Raw genomic sequence first — 6,352 nt, 5'->3', positions numbered from 1 at the left:
GGGGGGGGGGGGGGGGGGGGGGGGGGGGGGGGGGGGGGGGGGGGCGAGCCGGATCACGCCAGCGGTCAGCGCGCGGAGGCCATGATGAAGACCATCCTGAACCCAAGCATCCCCATTAACCCCCACGACAACCACCTGCTGGCCGCCTTGCCCACGAGCGTGTCCGAGCGGCTGTTTCCCCACCTGGAGCCGGTCCCGCTGCCGCTCGGCGAGGCCCTGCACGAGTCTGGGGGGCAGCTCGATCACGTCTATTTTCCCACCGACTCCATCGTCTCTCTGCTGTATATCATGGAAAATGGGGCGTCTGCGGAGATTGCGGTGGTCGGTAACGAAGGCATCGTGGGCATCGCGCTCTTCCTGGGCAGCGGGTCCATGCCGAATCGCGCCGTGGTGCAGAGTGCGGGCCACGCCTATCGGCTCAAGGCACGCCTGCTCAAGCAGGCGTTCGCCGACTCAGTGTCATTAAGCCGACTGTTGCTGCGTTACACCGCCAGCCTACTCACCCAGATGGCGCAGACCGCCGTCTGCAATCGCCACCACAGCGTCGACCAGCAACTGTGTCGCTGGCTGCTGCTCAGTCTCGACCGGCTGCCCTCCAACCAACTGTGCATGACCCAGGAACTGATCGCCAACATGCTGGGGGTGCGGCGCGAGGGCGTCACCGAGGCCGCCGGAAGGCTGCAACATGCCGGTTTGATCCATTACAGCCGGGGCCACATTATCGTGCTGGATCGCCCGGGTCTGGAGGCGCGCGTGTGCGAGTGCTATCAGGTGGTCCGCAAAGAATGTGCGCGTCTGTTGCCCGAGCCGAGCGCCGATTGATTGGCGCCTTGGCGTGAGCGCGTCGGGCTAGTGCGCGGACGCACCGGTCTTGGCCAGGATCGCGCGGCACAGGGCCGCCGGGTCCACCGGTTTGCGCAAGACCGTCGGGCGCTCGCTCAACTCATCCAGCGCGCTCAAGGCATCCTTCTGACCGGTCATCAGAATGACCGGCAGACCGGGGCGCTGCGTCGCCAGGCGTTGCAGTAGCGCGATGCCATCAAGCACCGGCATGGCGATGTCGGAGAGCACCAGATCGAATGCCGCGTCGCGCGCCAGCAGGGCCAGACAGGCCTCGCCATGCTCCGCCTGGCCCAGGCGCGCGCCCGCCACGCGCAGTAACCGACCGACCGCCTCGCGCACGCGCGCGTCGTCGTCGACCACCAACACCCGCAGCCCCGCGAGCGGCACGGCACTGCCCGCACCGCCGCCCACCGGCGGGGCCGTGGTGGCCGCGCCCGCGCCCGCACGGGCGACGGGGGGCTCGCGAGACAGCAGCAGGCTGAAGCAAGTGCCACGCCCGGGCTGCGACTCCACCGCGAGCCCTGCCCCCGAGCGCGTCACGAACTCCTGCACCATGAAGAGCCCGAGGCCATGACCGCGTTGCTTCGCCTTGGTGGAGAACAGTGGGTCGAAGATCCGGGGCAGCAGGCTCGGCGCAATACCGCTGCCGTTATCGCTCACCCGCAACACGATACAGTCCACGGACGGCCGTTGCCCCACCGCGAGCGCGGCCCGCCCATCCCCATCCCAGTGGATTGGCTGTGCCTCGATGACCAGCACACCGCCCTCGGGCATGGCGTCACGGGCGTTGAACGCCAGGTTGAGCAGTGCCGATTGCAGAAAGGCGCCGTTGCTCCACACCCGCAGCCCGGCCGCCACACCGACCCGCAGATCGATCTCGACGGGAAGCACCTGGCGCAAGATGCGCTCCAGTTCGGCGACCGTCGGCGCCAACTCCACCCACTCCAAGGGCAGACCGCCGGCCCGGCTGAGCGAGAGCATCCCGGAGGTGATGACCTTGGCCTGCCCCAGGGCGCTTTGGGTCTCGGCGAAGACCTGGCGCAACTCCCCATCGGTCGGTACCAGCCCCCCGATGCGCGCCTCCAGATAGTAAATGTTGGCGTCGATCACTCCAAGCAGGTTGTTGAAATCATGGGCGATACCGCTCGCCAGATGACCAATGGTCTCGCGCCCGTTGGCCGCCACCAGGTCACCCTGAGCCTGCTCCTGATAACGCACCGCGGCGATACGCTGCGCAATCAGACGGATGATCTGCGGCCCAGGCCCGCTCAGATCCAGGGCTGGCGTGACGCCCCACAGCGACAGGAGCAGGGATTCGATGCGGCCGTCTGGGCGTGGGGCGACGAAGGCCATGACCACACCGCAGCGCCAGCCCGCGGCGCTGGCCGCGCCGGACAGCCGATCCGCCCCCAGGGCACAAGGACTACCCGGATGGGTCAGGGCATCTTCGATCACTGGGCGCTCCAACGGCGGCGGGACGGCGTCGCCGACCATGCACCAATCGCTGTAGCCCTGTTCCTCGTCGATGATCGCCACGACCGCCGCGGTCCCACCCAGGCTGTCACAGCCCAGCCGCAACAGGCGGGTCAACTGTTCTGCAGGCGGTAGCGGCAGGCTGATGACGTCCACCAGTTCCTCGAGCTGGAGGTTGTAATGGGTTATGGCCGCCTCGCTTGCCCTCAGCCGTTCCTGCGCCAGGTACCGCTCCGTGATGTCCTGGGTGGTGCCGCGCGAATTGAGCGGCGCGCCGTCGGCGGCATACTCGGTCTGGCCGCGTTCGTGTACCCAGGCGATACGGCCGTCCGGCAGCAGCAGGCGATGCACCAGTTCGTAGGGGGTGCGGTTGGCGACCGACTCCCGATAGACCCGGTCGAGCAGTGCCCGATCTTCCGGATGGACGATGGCGAGCATGGCCGCGTAACAGGGATCGAAGCGCTCGGGGTCCTGCCCGAAGATGCGGAACTCCTCCGGTGACCAGTACAGGCGGTCAGTGACGACGTCGCACTCCCAGGACCCAAGCCGGGCGATCGTCTGGGCCTTGAGCAACGACTCCTGGGTGTGTTCCAGGGTCAGGCGCGCCTGGCGCTCGCGCTGCTCGCTCTCGAGCAACCCCCGCTCCGCGGCCTTGCGGTCGGTCACATCTCGACCCACCGCAACGATGCCGATCACCCGATCCTGAGCCGCCAGCACGGCCCGACCCGACCACTGGAACCAGCGCCAGCCCCGGATCGTGCGATTGCGCAGCTCGACGGTCATGGTGTGCGGCGGATGAAACAGGGAGGCGGTCGCGGTCTTGGTTGGCAGCCGATCGTCGGGGTGGATCGGGGGCAGGTCGAGCGTGCCGATCAGCTCGGACTCGGTGCGGCCGAAGGTGTGGCAATAGGAGGGGCTCACATACTTGAAACGGCCCCGCACGTCGACCCGGATGATCAGGTCCTCGATGTTCTCCACCACCAGACGGTAACGCCCCTCCTGCCGATACAGGGCCAGGTTCACGGACGCCCGCTGGTCACGCTCCTCCCGCAAGGCCAGGAAATTCGCGGCCAGGGACTCCGCCATCTCAGTCACTGCATCCGCCAATTCGCCGGTCTCCGCCAGCGGGCCAGGGACCGGGGTGGGCCAGGGACGGCCCTCGCGGATGGCGGCCGGCAAGGCCAGGCTCGCCTCGGCCAACTGGTGCAGGGGGCGCGCGATGCGCCGACTCAAGTCGCGCGCCACCAGCAACCCCAGCAGGGTCACGACCAGCAACGACAGCAGGAAACGGGCCAGCGCGCGCTGCATCTGCGCGATCAGGGGAGCGGCACGCACCTCAATCGCCAGACGCCAGTCGATTGACGGGGCGTCGGCGGCCGGCACTGGGACCTCCAGGCGGTAGCGCGCTTGACGCCAGCGGGCCACCCACGAGGGATAGCGACCGCCCGGCAGGATCAGCGAGAGTCCGGGGGTGGCGGTGGCGCAGACCTGCTCCCGTCCGGACTGCCGGCCAAGGAGCCAGGTCAGCGGTGCGGCGGCCGGGCGCGCCGGGGCTGGCGCCACCGGGGTGGCAACCCGCTCCAGGCGCAGTTGCGGGTCGGACGACGCGGGCAGCTCCGCGGTCAGCACCCGGCGCAAGACCGCGAGTTGCGCCGGGAGGGCCGCGGGGTCCGCATCCGCGCCTGGTAAGAGCGCCATCGGTTGCTGGACGGCGAGTTCGCCAAAGAGCCGCAGGCGTTGCGCCTGGGCCGTCTCAAGGCGCTCTTGCAGGTCCGAACTCTCCCAGGCGTTCACCAGCAGCGTGGGCAGCAGCATCGCCGCCAACAGGACCCCGAACAGGATCTGGGTGAGCGGCAGCGCGGCCTTTCGCCGGGTCAGGATCGCCCCGCCCGCCAGGAGTAGATCGGCGAGTGCGGCATTGAGGATGCCGTTCTGCGACTGCTTGAGTGCAATCAACAGGCTCAAAGCCCAACCCATCTCCAGCGCGTACTGGTGGACCAGCACGCTCAACGCAAAGCCGAGTAAGAGCCAATACAGCGCCGCGGAGACCGCCAACGGCGGCGGGGGGAGCCCCCGGCGGCGGGCCCGGTCGCGGTGCCAACCCACCGCCACGGCCTCGGCCAAAAAGATCGGCAGCGAATAAGGGTGGCCCCACAGCAGCCAGGTGTAGCCCCCACCGACCAGGGCCACCGCCACCCCCGCCCCGGTCCCGCGCCAGGCCAGTGCCAGCATGACCGCTATGGAGCCGAACAGGAAGTGGATACCGGCACCGACTGGCAGATTGAACCCATTGCCGAGCAGCGCGGCAAGTGCCAGGGCCGCGGTTAGCCAGGCGCGCCCATGCCGCTTGAACAAGGCTAGAACCAACCGCCGCGGCGAAAGCGCCACAGCATATAGCCGGCGATGCCGAGACAGACGACCCAGAACACGGCATAGGTATAGTGCCATTGATTTTCCGGAATGTACATATTCATGCCATAGACCCCGACGATGAAGGTCAGCGGAATGAAGATGGTCCCGATGATGGTCAGCACCTTCATGATCTCATTGGTGCGGTTGGAGAGCATGGACAGGTGCATGTCCGCCACGTCGGAGGCGATCTCGCGGTAGGTCTCGATCAGGTCGATGACCTGGACACAGTGGTCATAGACGTCGCGAAAATAGGTCTGGGTCACCTCGGAGAGACACTCGTGCCGCTCACGCTGGAGATTGCCGATGAGTTCACGCATCGGCCAGGCGACGCGGCGCAGCAGGATCAAACCGCGCTTGATCCGGTGGATGGAGTTCAGGGTGGCCGGCTCCGGGTGCTCGATGACCGACTCCTCCGCCTCCTCCAGGTGCAGCGAGGCGTCCTCCAGGATCGGGTAGAGTCCGTCCACGATGGTGTCGAGGATGGAGTAAAGCAGGAAGCTGGCATCGTTCTGACGCAACCGCGAGCGCGGGTTTTCGCTGCGGCGGCGCACCGCCTCGATGGCCGGGCAGGGACTGGACTGAAAGCTCAACAGCGTGTGGCGCCCGAGAAAGAAATTCACCTGCTCGGCATGCACGTCGTCCACGCCCCGCACCACCCGCCGCGCCACCACGAACAGACGCCCGGGCTGGTCGCCGGACCCCGGATAGTCGTCCGCCTTGGGCCGATGCTGACCGTCGAGCACGTCCTCGATGGCCAGCGGGTGCAACTGATATTTTTCCGCCAGGGCGCGGATGGTCGCGGCATCCCCCAGCCCTTCCACATGGATCCAGCGCACCTGCGACCAGTCCGGGCGATGCGCGGCGACAAAGGCGGCGATATCGGCCACCGACTGCTCCTCCCACCGCTCGGGGCAGTAGTCGGTGCAGACCACCAGCGCACTCCCCGCACCGGGGGTCCGGACCAGTTCGTGATACTCGATCCCGGCCGGGGTCCCCGGCGGGGGGCGGTGCAAGCGGGGGAGTCTGGCGCGCGCCCCCCACGGTACGCGGTGGCGTTTGGCGCGGGTCGCAACGCCATGACGCGGCGGCGCGGCGTCAACCTTAGGGCTGGGCGCAGCGCTCGGCGGTGTTTCGGGTAAGTGGGGGTCCTGCATGGGCGTGGTTCCAGTGGCCGACAACCAGTGTGTCAATCCGGATAGAAGTCCGGCGACAGGGCCTGCTCGAGCGTCCAGGGACTGTCCTCCGGGAACAGGTCCAATCCGGTCTCGTCGATGGCCCGGGTGAGCGCATCGGCCCATACGCCGGCGAACCAATTGGCGTTGCCCAGCGACGCGCGCAGACTGGGTGTCTCGATGAGGTGGGCGGCAATGGCCCGGCGCTGTTCCTTGATGGTGCGCCGCCAACTATTACCGCGTCGGCTCGGCTGGAATTGCCACTTGAGCAGGTGCGCCAGCAGGACGGCCAGACGGCTGGCCAAGTCACGCCGCTCGCTCTTGCCCACGTCCTCGATCTCCTCCGCGATGTGTTCGATGTCGAGCGCGGCCAGGTTACCTGAGCGCAGGAAGGCCGCCTGCTCCTCGGCCCAGGCGATCACGTCTGTTTCATAGCGGGTATTCATGATGAC

Annotated in this window: 4 protein-coding genes; 1 reads left to right on the top strand and 3 read right to left on the bottom strand. The window is 67.8% G+C overall.

All coding sequences use genetic code 11. The features are described from left to right. Nucleotides 1–81 precede the first annotated feature (81 nt). Nucleotides 82–822, top strand: coding sequence for a Crp/Fnr family transcriptional regulator (locus QZX93_RS08315; RefSeq protein ID WP_295384286.1), 741 nt, complete (start codon nucleotides 82–84; stop codon nucleotides 820–822). Nucleotides 823–849: 27 nt separating this feature from the next. Here the strand turns inward: QZX93_RS08315 and QZX93_RS08310 are convergent, their stop codons facing one another. The 3 genes from QZX93_RS08310 to QZX93_RS08300 all read right to left on the bottom strand — a co-directional run bounded on the left by QZX93_RS08310 (nucleotide 850) and on the right by QZX93_RS08300 (nucleotide 6,346). Continuing rightward, complete coding sequence (locus QZX93_RS08310; protein WP_295384288.1) at nucleotides 850–4,671, bottom strand: PAS domain-containing protein; 3,822 nt, start codon at nucleotides 4,669–4,671, stop codon at nucleotides 850–852. Between the two features lie 2 nt (nucleotides 4,672–4,673). Beyond that, the gene (gene corA / locus QZX93_RS08305; protein ID WP_295384290.1) at nucleotides 4,674–5,741 is read right to left on the bottom strand and encodes a magnesium/cobalt transporter CorA; all 1,068 of its coding nucleotides are present in this window, start codon (nucleotides 5,739–5,741) and stop codon (nucleotides 4,674–4,676) included. Between the two features lie 173 nt (nucleotides 5,742–5,914). Beyond that, nucleotides 5,915–6,346, bottom strand: a complete 432-nt coding sequence (locus tag QZX93_RS08300; RefSeq protein ID WP_295384292.1) for a DUF29 domain-containing protein — start codon at nucleotides 6,344–6,346, stop codon at nucleotides 5,915–5,917. Between the last annotated feature and the right edge of the window lie 6 nt (nucleotides 6,347–6,352).

This window comes from uncultured Thiodictyon sp. (genome assembly GCF_903946935.1).
GTDB lineage: Bacteria > Pseudomonadota > Gammaproteobacteria > Chromatiales > Chromatiaceae > Thiodictyon.
Note: the sequence above shows the minus strand (reverse complement) of the source record. Positions and strands in the feature narration are given on the sequence as shown.